Here is a 23,032-nt window from a genome sequence, read left to right as displayed (position 1 = left end):
CGCCACTCATCGCTCGGCGGCAAAAGCCCCTTGGCTTTTGAACGAAAGGCCGCATAAATGAGTTGAGAGGCCGGAACGCAAACGCGACAAGACCACGTCGCCCGAAGAGGCCTTCAAAGCCGCCGCCGCCCCCTATCTTACGCGACCTAAGCGATGCGGGCGTCAGTCAATCTCGAGATCGACCCAAACCATCCGATGACGACTGGCCGCATCGGCCAGCTCTGCCTCGGGCGTTCCGTCGGGGGGCCAGTAAACGCCGCTTGCACGTATGTTGATCGAGGCGGCGGGCAACACATAGTCCACCCGCAGGTTGCCGGGTCCGGGCTCTGGCCATGCTGCGGTATCCAACCTTGGGTCGCCGTTTTGGCCCTCGACCTCTGGCGCCGTGCCCGGCCGCATCGGGCGCGGGTCTTGCAGGCGCGGATCAGCCAGCAGATCAGTGATCGCCTCGCGCCGCCCGTCGCTATCCGCTGGATCAAGGTTCGCGTCGCCGATCACGACAAAACGGTCCCTGGGCGGCGGGCCGAATGCGCCATCAAGATAAAGCTGCCAGAACCGGATTTCATCATGGTTGCGTCTGCCGTTGATGTCCTCTGGCCCATCAAAAACCGGCGGCGTCGCGTGGAGTGTCAAAAGGCGCAGCGGCCCCGAGGGCAGGACCACCGGCACCACCCAATGACCCACATAAGACAGGCGCTGCGCGGCGGCGGCCTCGGCCGAAGGGAAGGGCGCACCCGCCGTCATTGGCATGATCGCGCCGGGCAGGTCGCGCCACAAAAGCATGCTGAAATCCTCGGCCGTCGCGGCGTCGATCGGATAGCGCGACAGGATCGCCATGCCGCCCTGGCCCGAGAAATAGCCGAAACCCTGTGCATCGCCGGGCCCGCCAAGGCGGCCGTCACCGTCCATATCAAGCCCGGTGGCGAGCCCGCTGTTGGGACGGCGCGCAAACAGGTGATCAAACCGCCAGCCGTCGCGGGCAATCCGGTCGCGCAACGCGCCAAGGGTGATCAGATCAAGATCGTAGTCGACCTTTTGCAGAACAAGGATATCGGGGCGCAGCTTGGCGACAATCTCTGCGATGGCGGCAATCTGCGGGTCGTCGTCGCGCAGAATGTCGCGCAGCAATAACCCCGGCCCCTTGCGATCAAGCCCGACATTCCAGCTTGCCACGCGAATTGTCTCTGCGCTGGACGGAGCGGCCGCCAACAGGATCAGGGCAAGACCAATCGTTGAAATGAAATGGATCAGGCGCGTTGCAAGCCCTTGCCGAGAATGTCGTCTTCGGCATAGGCCCGGCGCCGTTTCTGCTCGATCATGTCGGCGATCCGGCTCATGGCGATCCCTCGCATCAACATGCTTGCCGGCAAAAACGCCCATGCGGTCATCGTCCAGATTAAAGTTTGCGGGTTCGCAATCGAAATCGGATCAATCATATCCGATGCCGCCCGAACAGCCGCCGGGATCAAGAATGGCAGCAAAGCCCCTAACACAACGTTAAGACCCGCATCCCGACGCAGCCGATAAAGCACATCGCCCCCCCCGGTCGGATCAAACAGCGGCAGGTTCACCCAGACATTGAAGGCGCCATTGCGCGAGGGCCAGCCCAAAAGCCGCACCAGCGTCAGGAAGATGAACATCATCACAAGCGACACGGTATAGGAAATCCCCGAGGCCGTGCGCACCAGATCAATCAGCGCCTGATCGGCATCGGCGGGCATCATCAGCACCACCATACGCACCGGCGAATAGGGGAAATCAACCGCCTCACCAAGGGCCGTGCCCATGTTGGTCAGCAACACGGTCCAGCCGGTCGGATCGGTCGTGCCCCGGCAAATCAGCGACAAGACGATAAGAATCGCCGATAGCGCAAAGAACTTGAGCCGGTTGAACGGCGGTGCAAAGCGAAACTCAATGATGCTGGGATATTTGCCGTAATATTCGATAAAGGTCATAAAGCCGGCAAGGATCGACAAGACGATCACAATCTGTGCCGTGTCGGGCCCCGTGGAAGGCACGAGCAAAGAGGGTGTTGCCACCATCATTGCGATTAGAATGGCACGCGACAGCGCACCGGGTATTTGTGAGAACACTGCCCGTTCCCTTCCAACTTGGTCGGTCGCGATACGATGCCGCGCCCTTGTTCCAACTTGATCCGCCGAATTATGGCGGTATGCCTCAATATTGCCCAACTTTTGCCTACTTTCCCCAAACAGCACAATAGCGTGGTTAATAAGATGTAAGATTTAAGGCTGATTGAGGGTGTAACTGGTGCAGTATTACATCAAAGTTGGGTCAAAACTGGGGCGTAAACCTATGTAAACACTGTATCTTGTGTGTGGGCAGGATTCCGGCACAAGACGGCGTTCAAAAACGAAAACGCCGCGAGCTCACTCGCGGCGTGATTGTCGTGAGGCGAAAGCGCCTTAAACCCAGGGGCGCGCCTGTGTTGCCTTGGCCTCAAAAGCGTCAATCGAGGCGGCTTTTTCCATCGTAAGGCCGATGTCATCAAGCCCTTCCAGAAGGCAATGCTTCTTGAATGCGTCCACCTCAAAGGCGAAGACTTCACCGTCTGACGTCGATACCGTCTGCGCCTCAAGGTCCACTTCGACGCGGGCGTTGGCGCCTTTTTCGGCCTCTTTCATCAGAATATCGACCTGCTCTTGCGGCAGGGCAATCGGGAGGATGCCGTTCTTGAAGCAGTTGTTGTAAAAGATGTCGGCAAAGCTTGGCGCAATCACGCAGCGGATGCCGAAATCCTTGATCGCCCAGGGCGCATGTTCGCGCGACGAGCCACAGCCAAAGTTGTCGCCCGCGATCAGGATCTGCGTTTCGCGGTATTGCGGCTTGTTGAGCACGAAATCTGGGATTTCCTTGCCATCATCGTCATAGCGCATTTCGTCAAACAGGTTCACCCCAAGGCCCGACCGCTTGATGGTTTTCAGGAACTGCTTGGGGATGATCATATCGGTGTCGATATTGATCATCGGCATCGGCGCGGCAATCCCGCTCAGTTTTTCGAACTTTTCCATTACATCATCTCCCGAACATCGGTCAGTTTGCCGGTTATCGCCGCTGCCGCCGCCATGGCTGGTGACATAAGGTGCGTGCGTCCGCCGCGGCCCTGGCGGCCTTCAAAGTTGCGGTTCGACGTGGCCGCGCAACGCTCGCCGGGGCTAAGCTGATCGGGGTTCATCGCAAGGCACATCGAACATCCCGCCAGACGCCATTCAAACCCGGCCTCTTTGAAGATATCGGCAAGGCCCTCTTCCTCGGCCTGCGCGCGCACAAGGCCAGAGCCGGGCACGATCATCGCGCGAATGCCGTCCTTGACCTTTTTGCCCTTAAGGATCGCCGCCGCCGCGCGCAGATCCTCGATCCGCCCGTTGGTGCAGGAACCGATAAAGACGGTATCGATCTCGACCTCGCTCAGCGGCGTGCCGGGGGTCAGGCCCATATAATCAAGGCTGCGCTGTGCCGCATCGACCTTGCCGCCGGTGAAATCCGACGCCGAGGGCACGTTTGCGGTGATCGGCAACACATCCTCGGGGCTGGTGCCCCAGGTGACCACGGGGGCGATATCCTCGCCCTTGAGGGTGACAACCTTGTCCCAATGCGCATCATCATCGGAATAAAGCGTTTTCCACCAGGCAAGCGCGGCTTCCCACTGCGCGCCCTTGGGCGCATGCGGGCGACCCATGCAATACTCAAAGGTCTTTTCATCCGGCGCGATCAGCCCGGCGCGCGCGCCGCCCTCGATCGCCATGTTGCAGACGGTCATGCGACCTTCCATGCTGAGGTCGCGAATGGCCTCGCCACAATATTCGATCACATAGCCGGTGCCACCTGCGGTACCGGTCACACCAATCACCGAGAGGGTGATATCCTTGGCGGTGACGCCAGGGCGAAGCTTGCCGGTGATCTCGACCTTCATGTTCTTGCCCTTGCGCTGAATCAGCGTCTGGGTCGCCAGAACATGCTCAACCTCCGACGTGCCGATGCCATGGGCAAGCGCACCGAACGCGCCATGGGTGGCAGTGTGGCTGTCGCCGCACACCACGGTCATGCCCGGCAAGGTCCAGCCCTGCTCGGGGCCGACGATATGTACGATGCCCTGGCGCACGTCCGACACCGGGTAATAGTGAATGCCGAAATCCTTGGCGTTCTTGTCAAGTGCCTCAACCTGAATGCGGCTGTCTTCGGTCATGGTGGCGGCATTGGCACGGTCAAGCGTGGTCGGCACGTTGTGATCGGGCACGGCAATGGTCTTGTCCGGCGCGCGTACCGTGCGGTTGGTCATCCGCAGCCCTTCAAAGGCCTGCGGGCTGGTGACCTCATGCACGAGGTGGCGGTCGATATAAAGCAGGCAGGTGCCATCGTCGGCCTCGTGGGCGACATGGGCATCCCAGATTTTGTCATAAAGCGTCTTGGGGGACATGTGTCCTCTCCCGTTCTCTAGTGGCTGGTTTTCAGATGTGACAGGGCGTTGCGCGCCTCATAGGCGGGCAAGAATTGTAAGCGTCGCACCAAAGAAACGCCAAGGCAGGCGCGCGCGGTCATCCATGTCAAAAATCGGTATCATGCCAAAGCAGATACAGCGCCCGCCCGAGTCTATCAAGAGGGCCTTATAATTCAGGCCTTATCAATCTGGCTCACCATTTTCTTCTTGCCCAAAATATCCCGGGGGAGTCGCCCTTGGGCGACGGGGGCAGCGCCCCCATCACCGGGCTTCGGTCTTACGGGGCGTCGTCGATGATGCCGGTCAGGGTGAATTCGCGGTTCGGCCCGCCCGCGGGCTGAATTTCAAGCGCGCCGACGCCGCGTTTTCCGGCAAAGATACCAGTGCCGCTGGTCAGCTCCCAGAACCCGTTATCATGCAGGGCGGGCTTGTCCTCGCCTTTCATGAACACGGCGCGGACGGTGAATTTCACGATCGCCACATCACCGCTTGCGGTTTCAAAGCGCAAATAGCCGCGCGGATCACCGGCCATCGGCGGCTTGATGTCGTGCCAGCCGAATTCGTCGACCTTGGCCCCTGCCAACGGGCCGTCGCCGGTGGCATCGCCCTGACGATGCACCGCCAGCACGAAATGCTTGGTGCCATCGTTCATGTCGAATTTCATCTGTTCCTGCGGCACCATGACCGCCTTGACTGAAACCTCTTCGGCGAATGCCATGCTTGCCAGCAAAGACAGGCCAAGCGTGGCGGCCCCGATACGTTTTCCAAATCTCATGGTCATCTCCCATTATACTTAGGTTGAAATATTGCATGCAAATTGCTGCATGTGTTCAGGTGCCCGCAGCATGCCTGCCGAGGGGCCCTCGTTTCAATCCCAGAGTAGGGGAGGCGTGATCACTTAAGCGTGTAACTGCCTAGTCGGGCGAGAGCATATAGCCCTCGCCGCGCACGGTCTGAAGATAGCGCGGCTGTTTGGGGTCAGATTCGATTTTCCGGCGCAGCCGTGTGATTTGCACGTCAACGGCGCGTTCCTGTGCCTGACCGCCATCGCGACCCAGGTCCTCGACAAGCTTGGTGCGCGTCACCGGCTGGCGCAGGTTCTCGGCAAAGATGCGCATAAGCTGAACCTCGGTCGCGGTCAGCCGGACCGGCGTGCCGCCGCGGCTCAGCTCTGCGCGCTCGATGTCATAGCGCACGGGCCCCATTTGCACGACCTTGAGGGTGGCGGTTTCGGGCTCTGGTTCGGGCACCCGGCGCAGGATCGCATTGATCCGAAGCAAAAGTTCCTTGGGCTCAAAAGGTTTTGAGAGGTAATCATCGGCCCCGGCCTCCAGCCCCTCAATGCGATCCGGGGTTTCACCGCGCGCGGTCAGCAACAGGATCGGCGTGCTATGGGTCTCGCGCAGAGCGCGCGTCAGGTCGATCCCGGTTTCGCCGGGCATCATCACATCCATCACGATCAGATCAAAATCCAGCCCCGCCAGGACCCGGCGGGCATGACCCGCATCGCGCGCGACAGAGACAAGAAACCCGTGGCGCATCAAAAATTTGCGCAGCAGGCCACGAATACGTTCGTCATCGTCAACAATCAGCAAATGCGGCGCCGGGTCACTCATGCCTCATTCTCCCTGATACCATAATAGCGGCGACGCAGGTCCGGTTCCATCATCGCTTCGAGCACCTGACGAAATCCCGCGACCGCCTCAGGCCCTGCTGCGCGATAGGCGGCGCGCATCCGGGCGCGTTGGGCATCGGACAGCTTGCGTTCCAGCGCCTCGCCCTCTTCGGTCAGAAACAGATGGCGTTCGCGTTTATCGGCCTTGCCCACACGGCTGTCCACCAGCCCGTCCTCGACAAGCGTGCGCAGCACCCGATTGAGTGATTGTTTGGTCACGCCCAAGATATTCAGCAGATTGTTCACCGTCGTCCCCGGACTGCGCGAAATAAAGTGAATCGCGCGGTGATGCGCCCGCCCATAGGCCATGGTGGTCAGAATACGGTCAGGATCGGCGGTAAAGCCGCGATAGGCAAAGAACATTGCTTCAATCCCCTGACGCAGCTGTTCATCGGTCAGAAACAGAAGGTTTTCGCCACCCTGAAATTCGGCCATGACCAGTCTCCGTTCACAATACGCACGCGATATGTTTCATATTAAGTCAGCTTTATTGACATTCCAAGGTCAAACTGGTAGCGAATCTCAGTTTTAACGTAATTTTATGTCCGAAACGGACGTAAGTTGCGCAACAAATGCAAAGACAGCCAAGAGGAGACGGATGATGTCTGGCTATGATGATCGCGACGGAAAGATCTGGATGGATGGTGGCCTTGTCGATTGGCGCGATGCCAATGTCCATGTCCTGACCCATGCGCTGCACTATGCCAGCTCGGTTTTCGAGGGCGAGCGCTGTTATGATGGCAAGGTGTTCAAAAGCCGCGAACATTCGGCGCGGCTTTTGAAATCGGGCGAGCTTATGGACATGGCGATCCCTTACACCGTGGATGAGATCGAGGCCGCCAAGCGCGCGGTGCTTGAGGCCAACAACCTGACCAACGCCTATCTGCGCGTCGTGGCGTTTCGCGGCGCGGGCGAAGACATGGGTGTCGCCGCCTCGCGCAACCCGATTCGCATGGCCGTCACCGCCTGGGAATGGGGCAACTATTACGGCGACGCCAAAATGAAAGGCGCCAAGCTCGATATCGCCAAGTGGAAACGCCCCAGCCCCGAGACCATCCCGGTGGCGGCCAAGGCGGCCGGTCTTTACATGATCTGCACCATGTCCAAGCACGCGGCCGAAGCCAAGGGATGCTCGGATGCGATGTTTCTCGACTATCGCGGTTATGTGGCCGAGGCGACCGGCGCGAATATCTTTTTCGTCAAGGATGGCGAGATCCACACGCCGCTTGCGGATTCGATCCTCAACGGCCTCACCCGTCAGACGGTGATCGGCATGCTGCGCGATCGCCAGATCAAGGTGCATGAGCGCCACATCATGCCCGAAGAGCTTGAAGGCTTTGAGCAATGCTTTCTGACCGGCTCTGCCGCCGAGGTGACCCCGGTGGGTCAGATCGGTGATTATCACTTCGAGGTGGGCGCCCTGACCCGCGAGGTCTCTGAAGGCTATGAGGCACTTGTGCGCGCCTGAAGCGTCTTTTCAAACTCAGGTTTTATGCGCCGCCCGGGATACTCTCGGGCGGCGTTTTTTGCGTGCGTTACAGCTCCCTGCTTTGGGTTGAATGCCCCCTCTGCGCGGGATGATTCGGGGTAGGGCCTTCCGCGCCGTGAGAACCGCGTGCTTCGGAGTGATTTTAAAACTCTCGTTAAACGTGTCAGAAATGCGGCGATGATGCGGCGGCCTGGTTTTGGGCGTTTTGCGTTGCGCAGGCTGACCTCAGCCCCCGCGTCCGTTTCGCAAGTGGCGACAAAAATGGCCTCATAACGGGGCGATTATGGGATCAAAGGCCGAACTTTCCCCTTTTCCCAAAGCAATGTTGGGATTACGCGTTCACTGTTTCGGATATGGTGGTAATCTTTAATGCGCTCGCGGTTAAGTGGCGTTGCCATGGCAACAGTGTGTCGCGGCGCTTGGGGATGAAATGTGGCAAGATTTGGATCAACGGGTGGGAGCGCGAAAGGTAACGTATAGGGCAAATTTGGGGCGTGGGTGGAGATGTGGCAAGATCAGTCTGCGGTCCTGATCTGCAGATGTATCGCTAGGGTTGTGTTTTTGTTGAGTTATTGACTTGCCCCCCGTTATGCGCGATCCTGTGTAAGTGGTCTTAAAGGCTGAATAATTTCCCGGCGAGCTAGGTGTGGGGGCATCTGTCTAACTGTCGAGAAGGCTGCCGAGAAAACTTGATGTCATATGCAATGCCGTCGGATTGCGTGCAATCCGGAGCGTCGTAATTCGGTGCAGCTTGTGCCGCAATTGGGTCGCAATTCAGAAAGTGTCGGCCGGGCTGTCCGGTCGCTGACGGGGGCAAAGAGCACCCGGAAGCGTGACGTTTATTAGTTTGTGGATCGTGTTCTTCTGGGGAGTGCAAAAATGACTTTTAGAATGCTTCGGGCGCAGTCAAGTCTGAATACAAATGATTTTATTCAAAACAGAGTTGTTCGGCGTCATCGGACGCGGATTTACACCGGGTTTTTCAAGCGCCTTATGGACATCGTGATTGTCATTATTGCGGCTTTGCCGGTCGCCGCCGTTGTGGCGGTCTTGGCGGCTCTGGTCGCCTTGGACGGGAAGTCACCGTTTTTCGCGCAAAACCGCGTTGGCCGGAATGGCGTGACTTTCCGGATGTGGAAATTGCGCAGCATGGTCAACGATGCCGAGGCGCAGCTTGAAACCTATCTGAATGCGAACCCCGAGCATCGCCGCGAATGGGACGAGCATCAGAAACTGCGCCATGACCCGCGGATCACGCCCATCGGACGAATCATACGCAAGACATCTCTGGACGAGCTGCCGCAGCTTTTCAACGTGCTCAAGGGCGATATGTCGATCGTTGGCCCGCGTCCGATGATGCCGTCACAGCGCGCGATGTATCCGGGCCTTGCCTATTTTGCCATGCGTCCGGGTATCACCGGTTTCTGGCAAATTTCGGTGCGCAACGAAAGCAGCTTTGCCGAGCGCGTAGAATTCGACAACAGCTATTTCAAGGAGATGTCGTTTGTCACCGATGTGTCGGTAATTCTGCGTACCTTCCGCGTGGTTCTGTGTGGCACGGGGTGCTGAGCGGCCGAACGGTCAAATGATCCCGGTGCGCGCCGCAACAAGCCGGTTGCGCACCGTTTGCCCCCAGGCACGCCAGTTTAGCCGGGTCTCATATTCCTGTCGGCTGGTGGCGCGCAGCCTGACATAGGCGGCGGGGTCTTGCAGATAGCCGCTGATCAGCATCGTGAAGGCCGCCACGCTGTCGCCTTCGGCGGCGATGGCATGACCGTTCACACCGTCGCGCACCGGCACCCCCCCCACCTTCAGACAAAGCGACGGAAGCCCATGCGCCGAGGCCTCGCAAAAGGCAAAGCCGTAGGATTCAAACGATGCCATCACCATGAAATGCGCCGATTTGAGACAGGCGTCGAGCGTTGCACGTTCGTCGGGTTTGGATTTGTCCAGATGCGGATGCACGGTGACATGGGCGTTGCGGTGAAACTCGGGCGGGGTACAGCCGATGACCGTAAGCCGCGCATCGTGGCCCAAGGCGCGCAACCGCTCCATGGTTTCAAAGGCCACCGGGCCACCTTTGGCAAACCAGTCGCGCCCCAGAACCAAAAGGTCTATCGGCGCACCTTGCCCAAGGTGGGGTGGCGCGTCGGGCGGGCCGGGGTCGGCAATATTGGCGCCCCATGGCACGGCAAGCGATTTTACCGGATCAAGCCCATAGAGCGGGTCCGCATTGGATTTGAGCCACTCACTTGGCCAGAACAAAAGGTCGGTTTCCTGAAACACCTGTCGTTCCGCCCGCAGGATCAGCGGGTCGATAAGGCGTGACACCTTGAGGAATGATCCGAACGCCTCGCCCACCTTTGAGCGTTTGTAAACCGTCGGTGTGGCGTCGGATGTATAGGCCGTGACCATCGGATACGGCAGGCGCAGCCGATGCAGCGACTGAAAGCTATAGGCGCAGAACAGAACTTCATATTGCCCCTGCCGCAATTCATTGGCCACACCGCGCGCTATAACCCGTCCAAGGGCAAGATGCGCGCGCCAGCGGGCGCGGATGGTCACAGGGTCGGGCAGGGCCTCGATCATCTGTCGGGCGGGCTGGGCCGCATGCCAGCCGGTGCCAAGCACGGTGACATCGCCGACATGATCGCGCAACGCCGCCAAAAGCCGGGCATTGCCGCCGGAATAGCTTTGGCGATCCTCGGGGCTTTGATCGCACAAATAGGCGATCCGAATGGGCTGTGCCTGCGCCATGCTGCGGCGATCCTTGGACTTGTCAAAACAATTGGCCCCATACACGGGCATTGATGCATGCCATGCGCGAAATAGGACGCTAGCACGTTGAATTTGTTGATATCTGCCCCTTTTGGAGCATAGAGTAAGCATGAAATCAACCCCGCGGTGGGGCCGGGGCGGGGAATGAGGCGCGCTAGGGTCGCGAATTGGCCCGCGCTTTGATCAACGACAGATGGCGTGGTTGTAAACAAAAAGAGGTGCCCGGCGCGTTATGCCGAATGGATTGGCCTATCTGATGCTGGCGGTCTGGCCGCTTGTGACGCTGGTAATGTTCCGTCGCTGGCCGATCGAGCGTGCGCTGATCTGGTCTTTGCTCGGGGCCTATATGTTCCTGCCGCCGCCGCCCGCCGCGTTTGACTTTCCGATGATGCCGCCGCTGACCAAGGAATCCCTGCCAAGCGTGGTCACCTTCGCCATTTGCCTGTTCTATTATGGCCGACAGGCACCGCTCTTGCCGCGCGGACGACTGGCAAAGGCACTCGTCCTCTTGTTCATCTTCAGCCCCATTGCCACCGTTCTGGGCAACACAGAGCCGGTTTTTTACGGCAACATCGGCCTGCCCGCCCTTGGCCTCAAGGATATGGTGGCGCTGGTCTTACTCCAGTTCATCCTGATCCTGCCGTTCCTGATGGCGCGACAAATCCTGGCCACGCCGCAGGGCTTGCGCGAACTTGTCGGCGCGCTGTTTATCGGCGGGATGATCTATTCGCTTCCGATGCTGCTTGAGGTGCGCCTGTCGCCACAGCTCAACATCTGGATTTACGGCTATTTCCAGCACAATTTCGAACAGATGATCCGCGATGGCGGGTTTCGCCCGATCGTGTTCATGTATCACGGGCTGTGGGTGGCGTTCTTTACCGTCATGGCGATCACCTGTGCGATTGCCCTCGCGCGCGAGGCCGATGGCCGCCATCGGATCATCCTGATCGGGGCGGCGCTTTACCTGGGCCTGGTGCTGGTGCTGTGCAAATCGCTTGGCTCGCTGATCTATGGCATCTACCTCGCGCCGCTGGCGCTTTTGCTGCCGGTGCGAATGCAGCTTCGCATCGCGGCACTGATGGCGCTTGTCGCGATAAGTTATCCGGTGCTCAAGGGTGCCGGGCTTGTCCCGGTTGACTGGATTCTGGAGCAGGCGGGGCGCGCCAGCTCCGAGCGCGCCAATTCGCTGCACTTTCGGCTTGAGAACGAGGATATCCTGATGGAGCGTGCCTATCTCAAGCCGCTGTTTGGTTGGGGAAGCTGGGGGCGCAATCACATCCTGAACCCGACGACAGGCATTATCGAAACCATAACCGACGGGCGCTGGATTATCCTGATCGGGATCTATGGCTGGGCTGGATATATGGCCGAGTTTGGTCTGATCATCCTGCCGATCCTGATGCTCTTGATCAATAGCCGTCGACTTGGCCGCCATGACCTCTCGCCGCTTTTGGGGCCGGTGGCGCTTTTGCTGGCGATCAACCTGATTGACATGCTGCCGAATGCGACGCTGACGCCGATGACATGGTTGTTCGCGGGCACGCTTCTTGGGATTGCCGAAAAGATGCGCGATCAAAAACCGTCACGCAAGGCGCCGCGCTCGCTTGGCTGGCGTCCGGTGATGTGAGGGGCACGCGATGACAGGGCAGAGACTGCGCGTTCTGGCAATTGCCGAGGCCGCCAACCCCGAATGGGTCAGCGTGCCGCTTGTCGGATGGTCGCTGGCAAGCGCGCTGCGCGAGGTGGCGGATGTGCATATCGTCACGCAGGTGCGCAACCGCGAGGCATTCCTGTGCGCGGGGCTTTGCGAGGGCCGTGATTTCACCGCCATCGACTCCGAGGCGCTTGCCCGCCCGCTCTGGGCGCTAGGGCAAAAGCTTCGGATGGGCGAGGGCAAGGGCTGGACCACGCTGCAACTGATCAACGCGCTGTCTTATCCGTGGTTTGAACATCTCGTCTGGAAGACCTTTGGCGCGGATATCCGCGCCGGGGCCTATGACATCGTACATCGCATCACCCCGCTAAGCCCGACCCTGTCGAGCCCGATTGCCGCCAATTGCGCGCGCGCAGGCGTGCCGTTCGTGTTGGGCCCGCTCAATGGCGGGGTGCCCTGGCCGCAGGGGTTTGATCGCGAGCGGCGGCGCGAACGCGAATGGCTAAGCTATCTGCGCAGCGCCTACAAAGCCCTGCCGGGGCGGCGCGCCACCTTGCGTCACGCAAGCGCCATCCTTGCCGGGTCGCGCCACACGCTTGGCGAGATGCCAGAGGCGCTGCGCGGCAAATGCGTCTACCTGCCGGAAAATGCGATTGATCCGGCGCGGTTTTCGCGCGCCGCCACGCAGGCCGACGGGCCAATGCGCGCCGGATTTGTCGGCCGACTTGTGCCCTACAAGGGCCCTGACATGCTGATCGAGGCCGCCGCGCCGATGCTGCGCGCGGGCAGGCTATTGCTTGATCTGGTAGGCGACGGGCCGATGATGGCCGATCTGCGTGCGCAGGCCGAGGCCCGCGGCGTGAGCCACGCGATCACCTTTCACGGCTGGTTACCCCACAAGGACGTGCAGAACGTGCTGGCCGGTTGTCACCTGCTCGCCTTTCCCTCGATCCGCGAATTCGGCGGCGGCGTTGTGCTAGAGGCGATGGCGCTTGGCGTGCCGCCCTTGATTGTCGACTACGCCGGTCCCGGCGAATTGGTGCAGGCCGGGCGCGGCTATAAGGTGCCAATCGGGTCGCGCGAAAGCATCATTTCCGGGTTCCGCCGCGCGTTGGACTTCCTCGCAGAGGATCGCGCAGCCCTGGCGCAAACCGGCCAGACGGCACGGGACTGGGTGACTCAGAATTTCACTTGGGGCCGCAAGGCCGAACAGGTGCTTTCGGTCTATCAGGCCGTGCTTTCGGGCGCGCCGATGCCCGTGTTCTTTGACGCGCCCGCGACGCCCGCCACCTGTGCGCCCTGCACCAATCCCGAGGCCACGACATGAGCGCGCGCCTTTCTGGCTATCGCCCCGAGATCGACGGACTGCGCTCGATCGCGGTCCTGGCGGTGGTGCTCTATCACTTTGGCCTGCCGGGGCTGTCGGGCGGGTTTGTCGGTGTCGATGTTTTCTTCGTGCTGTCGGGGTTCCTGATCGGGGGCATCCTCTGGTCCGAGCTGATCGAGACCGGGCGCATCCGTCTTGGCGCGTTCTACCTGCGCCGGATCAGGCGGCTGGCGCCTGCCTATTTCGCCATGGCGGTGGTGTCGTTCCTCGTAGCGTGGTTCGTGCTTTTGCCGTTTGAATTCCGCGCCTTTGGCAAGGCTCTGATTGCGGCGACGGTGTATCTGTCGAATGTGCATTTTTACCGCGAGGCGGGATATTTCGACATCGGCGCCGAGGATAAGGTGCTGTTGCACACATGGTCGCTCGCGGTCGAGGAACAGTTCTATATCGTCCTGCCGTTTGCCCTCTTGCTCTTGATGCGGTGGCGGCGCGCCTTGCCTGTGCTTTTGGCGGGCGCGGCGATCCTCTCGCTTCTGGCCTGTGTGCGCCTGACCGGCACATCGCCGATAGCGGCCTTTTACCTGTTCCCGTTCCGCGCATGGGAACTTTTGGCCGGGGTGCTTTTGGCCATCGCCGGGCATCAGAAAAACCTGCGGTGGGTGGTGCATCCGGCCCTCTCATGGGCCGGGCTTGGCCTTGTTCTGGCAGGGATCGTGATGATCACGCCGGGGCCGGGATTTCCGGGTCTTCAGGCGCTTGTGCCGGTGATCGGCACGGTTCTGATCCTCGCCAACGGGCGCGATGTGAACCCGGTCAATCGCGCGCTGTCGCATCCCGCGCCGGTGTTCATCGGGGTGATTTCCTATTCGCTTTACCTCTGGCACTGGCCGGTTCTGACCCTTTCGCAATACTGGCGGGGCGGCTATTCCGGCGCGGTCGAGGCGGCGCTTTGGCTGGCGCTTGCCTTTGGGCTTGCTGTGCTGTCCTGGCGCTATGTCGAGCGGCCCGTGCGGCGCATGCGCGGCCCCGCGACCCTGCCTTTGGTGGGCGGTACGGTTCTTGCCTCCGTTGCCTTGCTGGCGCTTGGCGCTCTGGTCTGGAAAACCGATGGCATGGCAGGGCGGTTCCCGCCCTTTGTGCGCACCCATATCGAGGCCTCTGCCGATTTCAATCAGGATTGGTCGCGCTGCACGGTGCCCGAGACCGGGCCGCTGGCGGGGGTGGAAACCTGCCCGATTGGCCCTGATGGCCCGCCTGAGGTTCTGATCTGGGGCGATAGCCACCTGCGCGCGATGAAAGAGGGGATTGAGAGCGCCGCCTTTGCCGCCAATCGCCCCGCTCTGGTGATCTGGAATGCCGGCTGTCCGCCGCTCTTTGGGGTGACCAAGACCGAGAGCGCCGCCACCCCGGCGCAGGATGCCGATTGCACCCGCGCCACTGAAACGATCCGCGCGGGCCTTGCGCAAATCGAAAGCCTCAAAGCCCTGCTGCTTGTCGGCCGCTGGAGCTATTATGCCGAGGGGCAGGGCAGCGGGCTTGACGCCCATAACCGCATCACCCTTGCCCCGGCGCCTGACAGCAATCTTCCGGTGCGCCCGCAGCACACGCTGTTCAACGCCGCCCTGACCCGAACGGTGGCAGAGCTGCGGGCGCAATTCGGTCCCGTTTTCGTGCTGCGCCAGATGCCCGAAGTGCCCGACTATGACTCTCGCGAGATTGCCCGCGATCTGGCCCATGGGCGCATGGCGCGCGACGATCAAAGCCGCTTTGTGGTGCCGCGCTTTGCCGCCAAGGCCCGCGCCGCGCAGGCCGAAGCGCCGCTTTTCGCACTTGCCCGCGCCGGGCGGATCACCCTGATCGACGGCTGGCCGCGCCTGTGCGATGCGCGCGACTGTTCGGTGATGCAGGGCGGCGAGGCGTGGTATTTCGACAATAACCATCTCACCAACCGCGCCGCCATCGTGCTCAGCGATCTGTTCGCGCCGGTCTTTGCCACCCCGGAGGTGGCGAAATGAACGCCGATATCCGCGATACCGTTTGGGACGTGATCGTGATCGGGGCCGGCATGGGCGGCGGCATTGTCGGGCGTCGGCTGGCGGAAATGGGTCTGTCGGTGCTGTTCGTCGAGAAAGGCCCAAGCGGGCATCGCGCCGAACGCCAGGGCCTCAATCCCGATATGGCCGATCCGGTGGCGCGACAGTTGCGCGGCTATTGGCCGGGGCCGATGAGGGCGACGATCAACGGGCGGGCGTCTGAATTCTTCGGCCCGATCGGGGCCGGGGTTGGCGGCTCTTCGGTGTTTTATGCCGCCACGCTTGAGCGCCCCGAACGCCACGATCTTGAGACCACCGATGGCTGCCCCCATCCCACCGGTGGCTGGCCTGTCGGGTTTGACGTGATGCGGCCCTGGTACGCGCGCGCCGAGGCGCTGTTGCATGTCTGTGGCGAGGCCGATCCTCTGTCGCCAGAGCCACCCGCCGATCTGGCCAAGCCGCCGCCGCTGAGCGAGGGTGACAGCGCTCTGATGGCAAGCCTGGCGCGCGCCGGGTTGCATCCCTATCGCCTGCATTCCGCGATCCGCTATGTCGAGGGATGCCGTGATTGCCTTGGCGTCAAATGTCCGCGCCGCTGCAAGATGGATGGCCGCTCGGCCGGGGTAGAACCGGCGCTTGCGACGGGGCGCGCGAAGGTGCTTGATAAGTGCACGGTACGGCGATTTCACGGCGATGCGGGCCGGATAAGCCATATCGAGGTGCTGCGCGATGGCGAGGCGTTTGATCTGCGCGCGCGCCGATTTGTTCTGGCGGCGGGGGCGTTCGGGTCGCCGCGTTTGCTCCTGGCGTCGACATCCGCGCAATGGCCCGAGGGCTGCGCCAATCAAAGCGGGCTTGTCGGGCGCAACCTGATGTTTCACCTCAATGAGATTTTCGCCCTCTGGCCACCGCGCGCCGCGCGCGGGCAAGGCCCCGGCAAGGCGATTTCGCTGCGCGATCTTTACCACCGGGATGGGCAGCGTTTTGGCACGGTGCAGGCGATGGGGATTGATGCCGGATACGGCGAAATTGTGCATTTTCTTAACGGGATGTTTGACCGCTCGGTACTGCGTCACTTGCGGCCCCTGCGCCATCTGACGCGCATTCCGGCGGTAATTGCCGCGCGTCTTATGGGGCAGGCCAAGGTCTTTGTCGGCCTGATGGAGGATCTGGGATACCCCGAAAACCGCGTCACATGGGATGCGAGCGCGCCGGATGCGCTTGATTTCACCTATCACCTGCATGACGAGCTGCTTGCCCGCCGCCGCGCCTTTCGCCGGGCCATCTCAAAGGCGCTGCGCGGGCATCGGCGGGTGTTCCTGACCCGTCAGCCCGAGTTGAACTTTGGCCATCCCTGTGGCACGCTGCGATTTGGGACCGATCCGAAAACCAGCGTTCTGAACGCCGATTGCCGCGCGCATGGGCTGGACAATCTTTATGTAGCGGATGCCTCTTTCATGCCCTCGTCGATGGGGGTGAACCCGAGCCTGACCATTGCCGCAAATGCGCTCCGCGTGGCCGAAGCGATTGGCGCAAGCCTCCCGAAGGACGAAACCGAATGAATGACAGGATCAAATCCGGGATTGCCGTGGTCACCGGCGCAGGAAGCGGGCTTGGCCGGGCGCTTGTGCTTGAGCTTGCGGCGCGCGGCATGCGCGTGGTGGCGCTTGGCCGTCGGCGCGACGGGATCGAGGAAACCGCTGCGATGGCGCCCAAAGGTAAGGTCGAGGTGCTTCAGGTCGATGTTGCCGATGCGGGCGCGGTGCGCGAAGGCCTTAGCCAGATCACCGATGAGATGCCGATCACCCTGCTGATCAACAATGCCGCCGTCTATCCGCGCCGTGATTTTCTCGACGAGACGCCAGATAGCTTTATGGACACGGTCGCGATCAATCTTGGCGGCATGGTCAATTGCAGCCACGCCGCGCTTGAAGGGATGGTTGAGGCCGGGTTTGGCCGGATCATGAATGTCTCGACCTTTGCCGATATCGCGCCGCTGCCGGCCTCGTCCGGCTATGCGGTTTCAAAGGGTGCGGCGCGTATTCTGAGCCGTGCGATGATTGCCGATCTTGCCGACCGTTTCCCCGATATCGTGATCAATGACTGGATGCCCGGAATGCTGGCGACAAGGATGGGCATAGCGCATGGGCTTGACCCGGCGCAATCGGCGAAATGGGGCGCGACGCTGGCACTCTGGCACGATCCGGCCCTGACCGGAAGCGTGTTTGAACAAGACCTCGAGATATTGCCGCCACGTGGATTGAAGGGGCGGGTCAAGGATGCGCTATTGCTGCGGCGGCGTCGCCCCCGGCAGGTCTCAGGCTGATGTTCGCAAGCGCAGCGCGCGCACTACATGCTGCGGAAAGATCACAACACAGCGGGCATAGCGCGGCACCATCCGGCGCGGGTGGCTCCACATCCGCCACAGCCATTCCAGCGCCATCGCCCGCATCCATTCAGGCGCGCGCATCTGCTCACCGGCAATGAAATCTAGCCCCGCGCCAAAGGCGGCAAAGCCCACACCCGGCAGGCGCGCACAGGCGCGTGCGGCAAAGATTTCCTGTTTCGGGGCTCCAAGCGCCAGAAGGCAGAACCGCGCGCCGGACTGCTCCAGTTGGGTGATCATGGCGTCGGCCTCGGGGCCTGCCGGATCAAAGCCCCTCGGCGGGGCAATCTGCGCCGCGATCTGTAGCCCCGGCACCTGCGCTTGCAGGGCATTTGCGGCCTTGCCCAAAACCGGCGGCGTGCTGCCCAGCAAGGCCAGAGGGGCGCCACACTCTGCCGCGATCCGCGCCAGCGGCATCACCATGTCAGAGCCGGGAACCAGGCCAACGGGCCGCCCCGCCAGCCAGGACAGCCAGACAATCGGATTTCCGTCAGCCACGATCATATCGTGCCTTGCGTAGGCCGCAAGAAACGCCGGATCTCGTGGCAGCTTTACCAGATGATCAAGGTTTAGCGTTGCAAGGACAAAGCCCTGCCCCTCGATAAGGCGTGTCGCGACAGCCTGCTCAAGCGCCGCGCGATCCTGTGGGGCGATTCGGATAAACTGTTCTTTGATCTTGAATTCCACGATGATGACCCGGATACGCGATTTGCGTAAAACACCTATATCAGTCTTGAAACAAGGCTGACCATGGGGAAAAACGCGGCATTTTTGCGTTTTTGTCGCCTTGACGTGGCCAGGTGGCATCACGGGGCGGCAAAAACCCCGAAATCTGGAAAAAAGGTCGAATTGTCGCCATTTTCATGTGCTTAGCGGGGGATGATGCAGGGGAACGGGCAATGGCCTTGGTGAAATGTGCCAAAGTGAGGCGAGCGGCATGAGCCGGGTTGCGATCATAGGCTGCGGATTCGTGGCCGACCTTTACATGCGCTCGCTGGCCAGCCACCCCGAGGTGACGGTTTGCGCCGCCTATGATCGGGATCATGCGCGGCTGGCGGCGTTTTGCGCCCATTGGGATGTGACGCCTGCCGCCGGGTTCGACGCGCTTTTTGCAGCGCTTGGCGCGGAGGGTGTGATCCTGAACCTGACCAACCCGGATGCGCATTACGAGGTTAATCGCGCCTGCCTTGAAGCCGGGCATCATGTCTATTCCGAAAAGCCGCTGGCGATGGACCTGGCGCAGGCGCGCGCACTTTATGATCTGGCCGCGACGCGGGGGCTTATGCTTGCCTCGGCGCCCTGTTCGGTGCTTGGCGAGGCGGCGCAGGTTCTGGCCACCGCCGTGCGCCGTGATGTGGCGGGCACGCCGCGCCTTGTCTACGCAGAGCTGGATGACGGGTTCATCCCGCAGGCGCCCTATCGCAGATGGCAGAGCGAAAGCGGCGCGCCATGGCCCTATCAGGACGAGTTTCAGGTCGGCTGTACGTTGGAGCATGCGGGTTATTACCTGAGTTGGTTGATCGCGATGTTTGGCCGGGTGGAGACCGTGGTTGCAGCCTCGGCCAGTGTGATCCCCGACAAGCCCGGCGCGGGCGCAACGCCGGATTTCTCGGTGGCGACGCTGTTTTTCGCGAAAGGCCCGGTGACGCGGCTGACCTGTTCGATTGCCGCGCCGCATGACCACCGGATCAGGGTGATCGGCGACAAGGGCGTGTTGCAGGTGGCACGCGCCTGGGACAACGGCGCGCCGGTGCGGTTCTTTCGCCGCCTGACGATCCGGCGCCGGTTGTTGGAGCATCCCTTCGGTCGCCGCATCCGCGCGCGCGGGCCGAGCCACCCCAAGCCGGGACGCTGGGGCGCGGCCTCGATGAATTTCGCGCTTGGCCCGGTCGAGATGCTGGCGGCCCTTGGCGAGGGGCGCGCCTGTCGTTTGTCCAATGATATGGCGCTTCACCTGACCGAGGTCACATTGGCGATTCAGAATGCCGGGCGCACAACCGGACCGCAGGCCATGCAGAGCAGCTGTGAGCGGATGGAGCTTTTGCCATGGGCGTGACACCGCAAACCGTTCTTGTGACCGGTGCCGGTGGGTTCCTGGGGCGCGCGGTGGTCGCCGACATTCTTGGTCGGGGCGATGCGGTGCGGGCGCTTGTCCGGGCCTCACAGCCCGGCGCACGCAGGGATGGCGCCGAAACGGTGGCGCTTGACCTTGCGGTGGCCAGCGCTGCGCAATTGGCGAAAGTGCTGGCAGGCGTTGACGTGGTTATCCATCTGGCAACTGCGTTGTCCGGGGATTGGAGCGTACAAGAGCGTGACACGCTTGAGGCCACCCGCCGTCTGACCCGCGCCATGGGCGCCGCGCCGAACCCGCCGCGCCTTGTGCTGGCCAGTTCGATCGCGGTCTATAGCGCCGATGCAGCGCTTGAAGGCGCGGTGATCGACGAGGATGCCCCGCTTGAAACGACCCCTCTGGGGCGTGACAGCTATGCCCGCGCCAAGCTTGCGCAAGAGCAGATCGCGCAGAGCGCGGGCCTCATGCTGACCATTCTGCGCCCCGGTGCGATCCTCGGCCCCGGTCGGGTGATCAACGCCCATCTGGGCGTTGGTATCGGTCCGGTCCTGATCCTGCTTGAAACGCGCGGCGAGGTGCCGGTTGTGGCCGTCTCTGATTGCGCGCGGGCCTTTGGTCTGGCCGCAGAGGGCACTGGCGCAGGGGGTGTTTACAACATTCTTGGCGATGCCTGTCCGACCCGGACAGAGTATGTCACCGCCTTGCGCAAGGGCGGTTGGCCGCGCGGTGTGATCCCGCTCAGCTGGCGGATTTTGCACGGGCTGGCGCGCGCCCTTGCGCCGCTTGGCCCGCGCCTTCCGGGGCTGTTGCGCCCCGCCACGCTGCGCGCACGAATGATGCCGGTCCGATATTCCAACGCCCACGCCAAATCTGGCCTTGGCTGGCACCCCGAACAAACCTTTGAGCCCGCACTGCGCGCCGCTCTTGAGGCCACGCCATGAGCGGCCCGATTGCCTATCTCACCGGCGAATACCCCCGCGCCACAGATACCTTTATCCAGCGCGAGGTTGCCGCCCTGCGCGCCCATGGCATGGTGGTCGAGACCTGCTCGATGCGCCGGACGGGCCCCGAGCATCATACCGGCCCCGAGCAACGCCTTGAGGCGTGCCAAACCTTTCACGTGCTTGAGGCCACCACATCGCCGCTGCGCCTTATCCGCGCGCATCTGGCGGCGTTCAAGCGGCCGAAACGCTGGTTCCGCGCGCTCTGCCTTGCGTGGCGCACAAGTTCCGGTGGGATCAAATCGACGCTTTACCAGCTTATCTATCTGGCCGAGGCGGCGGTTCTGGCCGATCACCTGCGCCGTCGCGGCATCACCCATCTGCACAACCACATTGCCAAATCAAGCTGTACCGTCGCCATGTTGATGAGCGAGATGTCGGGCATTCCGTTTAGTTTCACGCTGCATGGCCCGGATATCTTTTTCGAACCCTATCGCTGGCGTTTGGATGAAAAGATCGCCCGCGCCCGGTTTGTAGCTTGCATAAGCGACTTCTGCCGCTCGCAGGCGATGGCGTTTTCGGCGCCCAAGCACTGGGCCAAGCTGCATATCGTGCATTGCGGGGTTGATCCGGCGCGCTATGACGCCGCTGCGCCGGACGCGCCCGCGCATCTGTTGTTTGTCGGGCGTCTGGCGGCGGTCAAGGGCGTGCCGGTGCTGTTCGCGGCGCTGAGCGATCTGTTGCCTGCGCATCCCGATTTGCACCTGACGCTTGTGGGTGACGGCCCCGAACGCGGCGATTTGGAACGGGTCGCGCAGGCCATGGGCCTTGCCGCGCATCTCACTTTCGCGGGCTATCGCTCGCAATCCGAGGTGGCCGGGCTTTTGGCGCAATCGACCGCGCTTGTCCTGCCAAGCTTTGCCGAAGGCGTGCCGGTCGTGTTGATGGAGGCGATGGCCGCCCGCCTGCCGGTGATCACCACCCGCATCGCCGGGGTGCCGGAACTTGTCGAGCATGGCAAAAGCGGGTTTGTGGTGGCGCCGGGGGATGAGGGCGCTTTGAGCGCGGCGCTCGCGTTGATCCTTGACGATGCCGATTTGCGCCGCGCCATGGGCGAGGCCGGGCGCGCCAGAGTGCTGGCCGAGTTTACCTCGGACGCCGAGGGCGCATGGCTGGCAGAGCTCTTCGAGGGATACGCCACAGGCACCCCGCCATTGACCAAACGACCGGCGGCGCGCGCATGAGCCTGTCGATCGCCGCCGTGATCATCGGGCGCAACGAGGGCGCGCGGCTTGAACGCTGTCTTGCCTCGCTTTCGGGCCAGGGCCTGCGGCTGATCTATGTCGATAGCGGGTCGCGCGACAATAGCGTCGCGGCGGCGCGGGCGGCAGGGGCCGAGGTGGTGGAACTTGACCCTGCGACGCCCTTTACGGCGGCGCGTGCGCGCTCTGCCGGGGTGGCGGCATTGGCGGGGGATATGCCCGATGCGGTGCAATTCGTCGATGGCGATTGCGCGGTTGTGCCGGGCTGGATCGCGGCGGGCGCGCGCGCCTTGCAGGACGACCCTGACCTTGGCCTTGTCACCGGCTGGCGCTCCGAGCTTTACCCCGAACGCAGCGTTTATAACGCGCTTTGCGATCACGAATGGCACCGCCCGGCAGGTGAGATCATGGCCTGTGGCGGCGATATGATGGTGCGCACATCGGCCTTTGCGGGCGTTGGCGGGTTTGACCCGACGGTGATCGCCGCCGAGGATGACGAGTTTTGCACGCGCCTGCGCAAGGCCGGTTGGCGGCTTGTGCGCCTGCCTCTCGCGATGACGCGGCACGACGCAGATATGACGCGCTTTGGCCAATGGTGGCAACGCGCGGTACGCTCTGGCCATGGCTTTGCGCAGGTCGGCGATCTGCACCCAGAGTACTTTACCCGCGAACGGCGCCGGGTCTGGCTTTACGGCGCGGTTTTGCCGGTTTTGGCGCTATTGGGGCTGGTGTTCTGGCCGCTCTTGGCGGCTGCACTGGCGCTCTATGTCCTGTCCTATCTGCGCACCGTTCAGGGGTTGCGCCGCGAAGGCATGGCCACACGAACCGCGCTGCACCATTCGGTTTTCCTGAGCTTATCGAAATTTCCAAACCTGATCGGCATGCTGACCTATCACCTGCGCAAATGGCGCGGACAGGCGATGCGGATCATCGAGTACAAGTGAAAGAGGGGGCTTC

General features: G+C 62.0%; 20 protein-coding genes. 11 read left to right on the top strand and 9 right to left on the bottom strand.

All coding sequences use genetic code 11. The features are described from left to right. Positions 1–162 precede the first annotated feature (162 nt). The 7 genes from BUB78_RS14970 to BUB78_RS14940 form a co-directional block, all read right to left on the bottom strand. Entirely contained in the window at positions 163–1,173 is a 1,011-nt protein-coding gene (locus BUB78_RS14970) for an endonuclease/exonuclease/phosphatase family protein (protein ID WP_245813514.1), read from the bottom strand. A 74-nt stretch (positions 1,174–1,247) separates the two neighbouring features. Then, a complete protein-coding gene (locus BUB78_RS14965) occupies positions 1,248–2,093 on the bottom strand; it encodes a hypothetical protein (protein WP_073199363.1) in 846 nt (281 codons plus the stop codon). 333 nt (positions 2,094–2,426) lie between these two features. Continuing rightward, positions 2,427–3,032 carry a 3-isopropylmalate dehydratase small subunit gene (gene leuD / locus BUB78_RS14960; protein WP_073199360.1) on the bottom strand — a complete coding sequence of 202 codons (606 nt, stop codon included), beginning with the start codon at positions 3,030–3,032 and terminating at the stop codon, positions 2,427–2,429. Continuing rightward, the gene (gene leuC, locus BUB78_RS14955; protein ID WP_073199357.1) at positions 3,032–4,438 is read right to left on the bottom strand and encodes a 3-isopropylmalate dehydratase large subunit; all 1,407 of its coding nucleotides are present in this window, start codon (positions 4,436–4,438) and stop codon (positions 3,032–3,034) included. Before leuC ends, leuD begins: the two co-directional genes overlap by 1 nt. Positions 4,439–4,736: 298 nt before the next feature. Next, the gene (locus BUB78_RS14950; protein ID WP_220084014.1) at positions 4,737–5,240 is read right to left on the bottom strand and encodes a hypothetical protein; all 504 of its coding nucleotides are present in this window, start codon (positions 5,238–5,240) and stop codon (positions 4,737–4,739) included. Positions 5,241–5,373: 133 nt separating this feature from the next. Continuing rightward, positions 5,374–6,075 carry a response regulator gene (locus BUB78_RS14945; protein ID WP_073199355.1) on the bottom strand — a complete coding sequence of 234 codons (702 nt, stop codon included), beginning with the start codon at positions 6,073–6,075 and terminating at the stop codon, positions 5,374–5,376. Then, the gene (locus tag BUB78_RS14940; RefSeq protein ID WP_073199354.1) at positions 6,072–6,569 is read right to left on the bottom strand and encodes a MarR family winged helix-turn-helix transcriptional regulator; all 498 of its coding nucleotides are present in this window, start codon (positions 6,567–6,569) and stop codon (positions 6,072–6,074) included. The genes BUB78_RS14945 and BUB78_RS14940 overlap by 4 nt, the downstream gene beginning before the upstream one ends. 166 nt (positions 6,570–6,735) lie before the next feature. Here BUB78_RS14940 and BUB78_RS14935 point away from each other — a divergent pair, with 166 nt between their 5' ends. Together BUB78_RS14935 and BUB78_RS14930 are read left to right on the top strand one after the other, a co-directional pair. Further along, positions 6,736–7,602, top strand: coding sequence for a branched-chain amino acid aminotransferase (locus BUB78_RS14935; RefSeq protein WP_084732891.1), 867 nt, complete (start codon positions 6,736–6,738; stop codon positions 7,600–7,602). Between the two features lie 1,014 nt (positions 7,603–8,616). Then, on the top strand, positions 8,617–9,192 hold the full coding sequence (locus BUB78_RS14930; RefSeq protein WP_425442196.1) for a sugar transferase: 576 nt from the start codon (positions 8,617–8,619) through the stop codon (positions 9,190–9,192). 12 nt (positions 9,193–9,204) lie between these two features. Here BUB78_RS14930 and BUB78_RS14925 read toward each other — a convergent pair whose 3' ends face one another. Continuing rightward, the gene (locus tag BUB78_RS14925; RefSeq protein ID WP_245813513.1) at positions 9,205–10,431 is read right to left on the bottom strand and encodes a glycosyltransferase family 4 protein; all 1,227 of its coding nucleotides are present in this window, start codon (positions 10,429–10,431) and stop codon (positions 9,205–9,207) included. A gap of 202 nt (positions 10,432–10,633) precedes the next feature. Between BUB78_RS14925 and BUB78_RS14920 the strand changes: the two genes are divergently transcribed. From BUB78_RS14920 to BUB78_RS14900, 5 genes are read left to right on the top strand one after another with little or no spacing between them, the layout of a single operon-like run. Continuing rightward, positions 10,634–12,028 (top strand): hypothetical protein, encoded by a 1,395-nt coding sequence (locus BUB78_RS14920; RefSeq protein WP_073199348.1) that lies wholly within the window; start codon positions 10,634–10,636, stop codon positions 12,026–12,028. A 10-nt stretch (positions 12,029–12,038) separates the two neighbouring features. Then, positions 12,039–13,382, top strand: coding sequence for a glycosyltransferase family 4 protein (locus BUB78_RS14915; protein WP_073199346.1), 1,344 nt, complete (start codon positions 12,039–12,041; stop codon positions 13,380–13,382). Beyond that, positions 13,379–15,397: an acyltransferase family protein gene (locus tag BUB78_RS14910; protein WP_073199344.1), complete on the top strand. Its 2,019-nt coding sequence runs from the start codon at positions 13,379–13,381 to the stop codon at positions 15,395–15,397. The genes BUB78_RS14915 and BUB78_RS14910 overlap by 4 nt, the downstream gene beginning before the upstream one ends. Further along, positions 15,394–16,977: a GMC oxidoreductase gene (locus BUB78_RS14905; RefSeq protein WP_073199342.1), complete on the top strand. Its 1,584-nt coding sequence runs from the start codon at positions 15,394–15,396 to the stop codon at positions 16,975–16,977. The genes BUB78_RS14910 and BUB78_RS14905 overlap by 4 nt, the downstream gene beginning before the upstream one ends. Continuing rightward, entirely contained in the window at positions 16,974–17,741 is a 768-nt protein-coding gene (locus BUB78_RS14900) for an SDR family oxidoreductase (RefSeq protein ID WP_073199340.1), read from the top strand. The genes BUB78_RS14905 and BUB78_RS14900 overlap by 4 nt, the downstream gene beginning before the upstream one ends. Here the strand turns inward: BUB78_RS14900 and BUB78_RS14895 are convergent. Next, positions 17,733–18,488 (bottom strand): WecB/TagA/CpsF family glycosyltransferase, encoded by a 756-nt coding sequence (locus tag BUB78_RS14895; protein ID WP_073199371.1) that lies wholly within the window; start codon positions 18,486–18,488, stop codon positions 17,733–17,735. The genes BUB78_RS14900 and BUB78_RS14895 overlap by 9 nt on opposite strands. 250 nt (positions 18,489–18,738) lie before the next feature. Between BUB78_RS14895 and BUB78_RS14890 the strand changes: the two genes are divergently transcribed. From BUB78_RS14890 to BUB78_RS14875, 4 genes are read left to right on the top strand one after another with little or no spacing between them, the layout of a single operon-like run. Further along, entirely contained in the window at positions 18,739–19,857 is a 1,119-nt protein-coding gene (locus BUB78_RS14890) for a Gfo/Idh/MocA family protein (protein WP_073199338.1), read from the top strand. Then, on the top strand, positions 19,848–20,813 hold the full coding sequence (locus BUB78_RS14885; protein WP_073199336.1) for an NAD-dependent epimerase/dehydratase family protein: 966 nt from the start codon (positions 19,848–19,850) through the stop codon (positions 20,811–20,813). Before BUB78_RS14890 ends, BUB78_RS14885 begins: the two co-directional genes overlap by 10 nt. Then, a complete protein-coding gene (locus BUB78_RS14880) occupies positions 20,810–22,057 on the top strand; it encodes a glycosyltransferase (protein ID WP_073199334.1) in 1,248 nt (415 codons plus the stop codon). The genes BUB78_RS14885 and BUB78_RS14880 overlap by 4 nt, the downstream gene beginning before the upstream one ends. Continuing rightward, the gene (locus BUB78_RS14875; protein ID WP_073199332.1) at positions 22,054–23,019 is read left to right on the top strand and encodes a glycosyltransferase family 2 protein; all 966 of its coding nucleotides are present in this window, start codon (positions 22,054–22,056) and stop codon (positions 23,017–23,019) included. The genes BUB78_RS14880 and BUB78_RS14875 overlap by 4 nt, the downstream gene beginning before the upstream one ends. Positions 23,020–23,032 lie beyond the last annotated feature (13 nt).

Origin of the sequence: Roseovarius marisflavi, assembly GCF_900142625.1 — a bacterium.
GTDB lineage: Bacteria > Pseudomonadota > Alphaproteobacteria > Rhodobacterales > Rhodobacteraceae > Roseovarius > Roseovarius marisflavi.
Note: the sequence above shows the minus strand (reverse complement) of the source record. Positions and strands in the feature narration are given on the sequence as shown.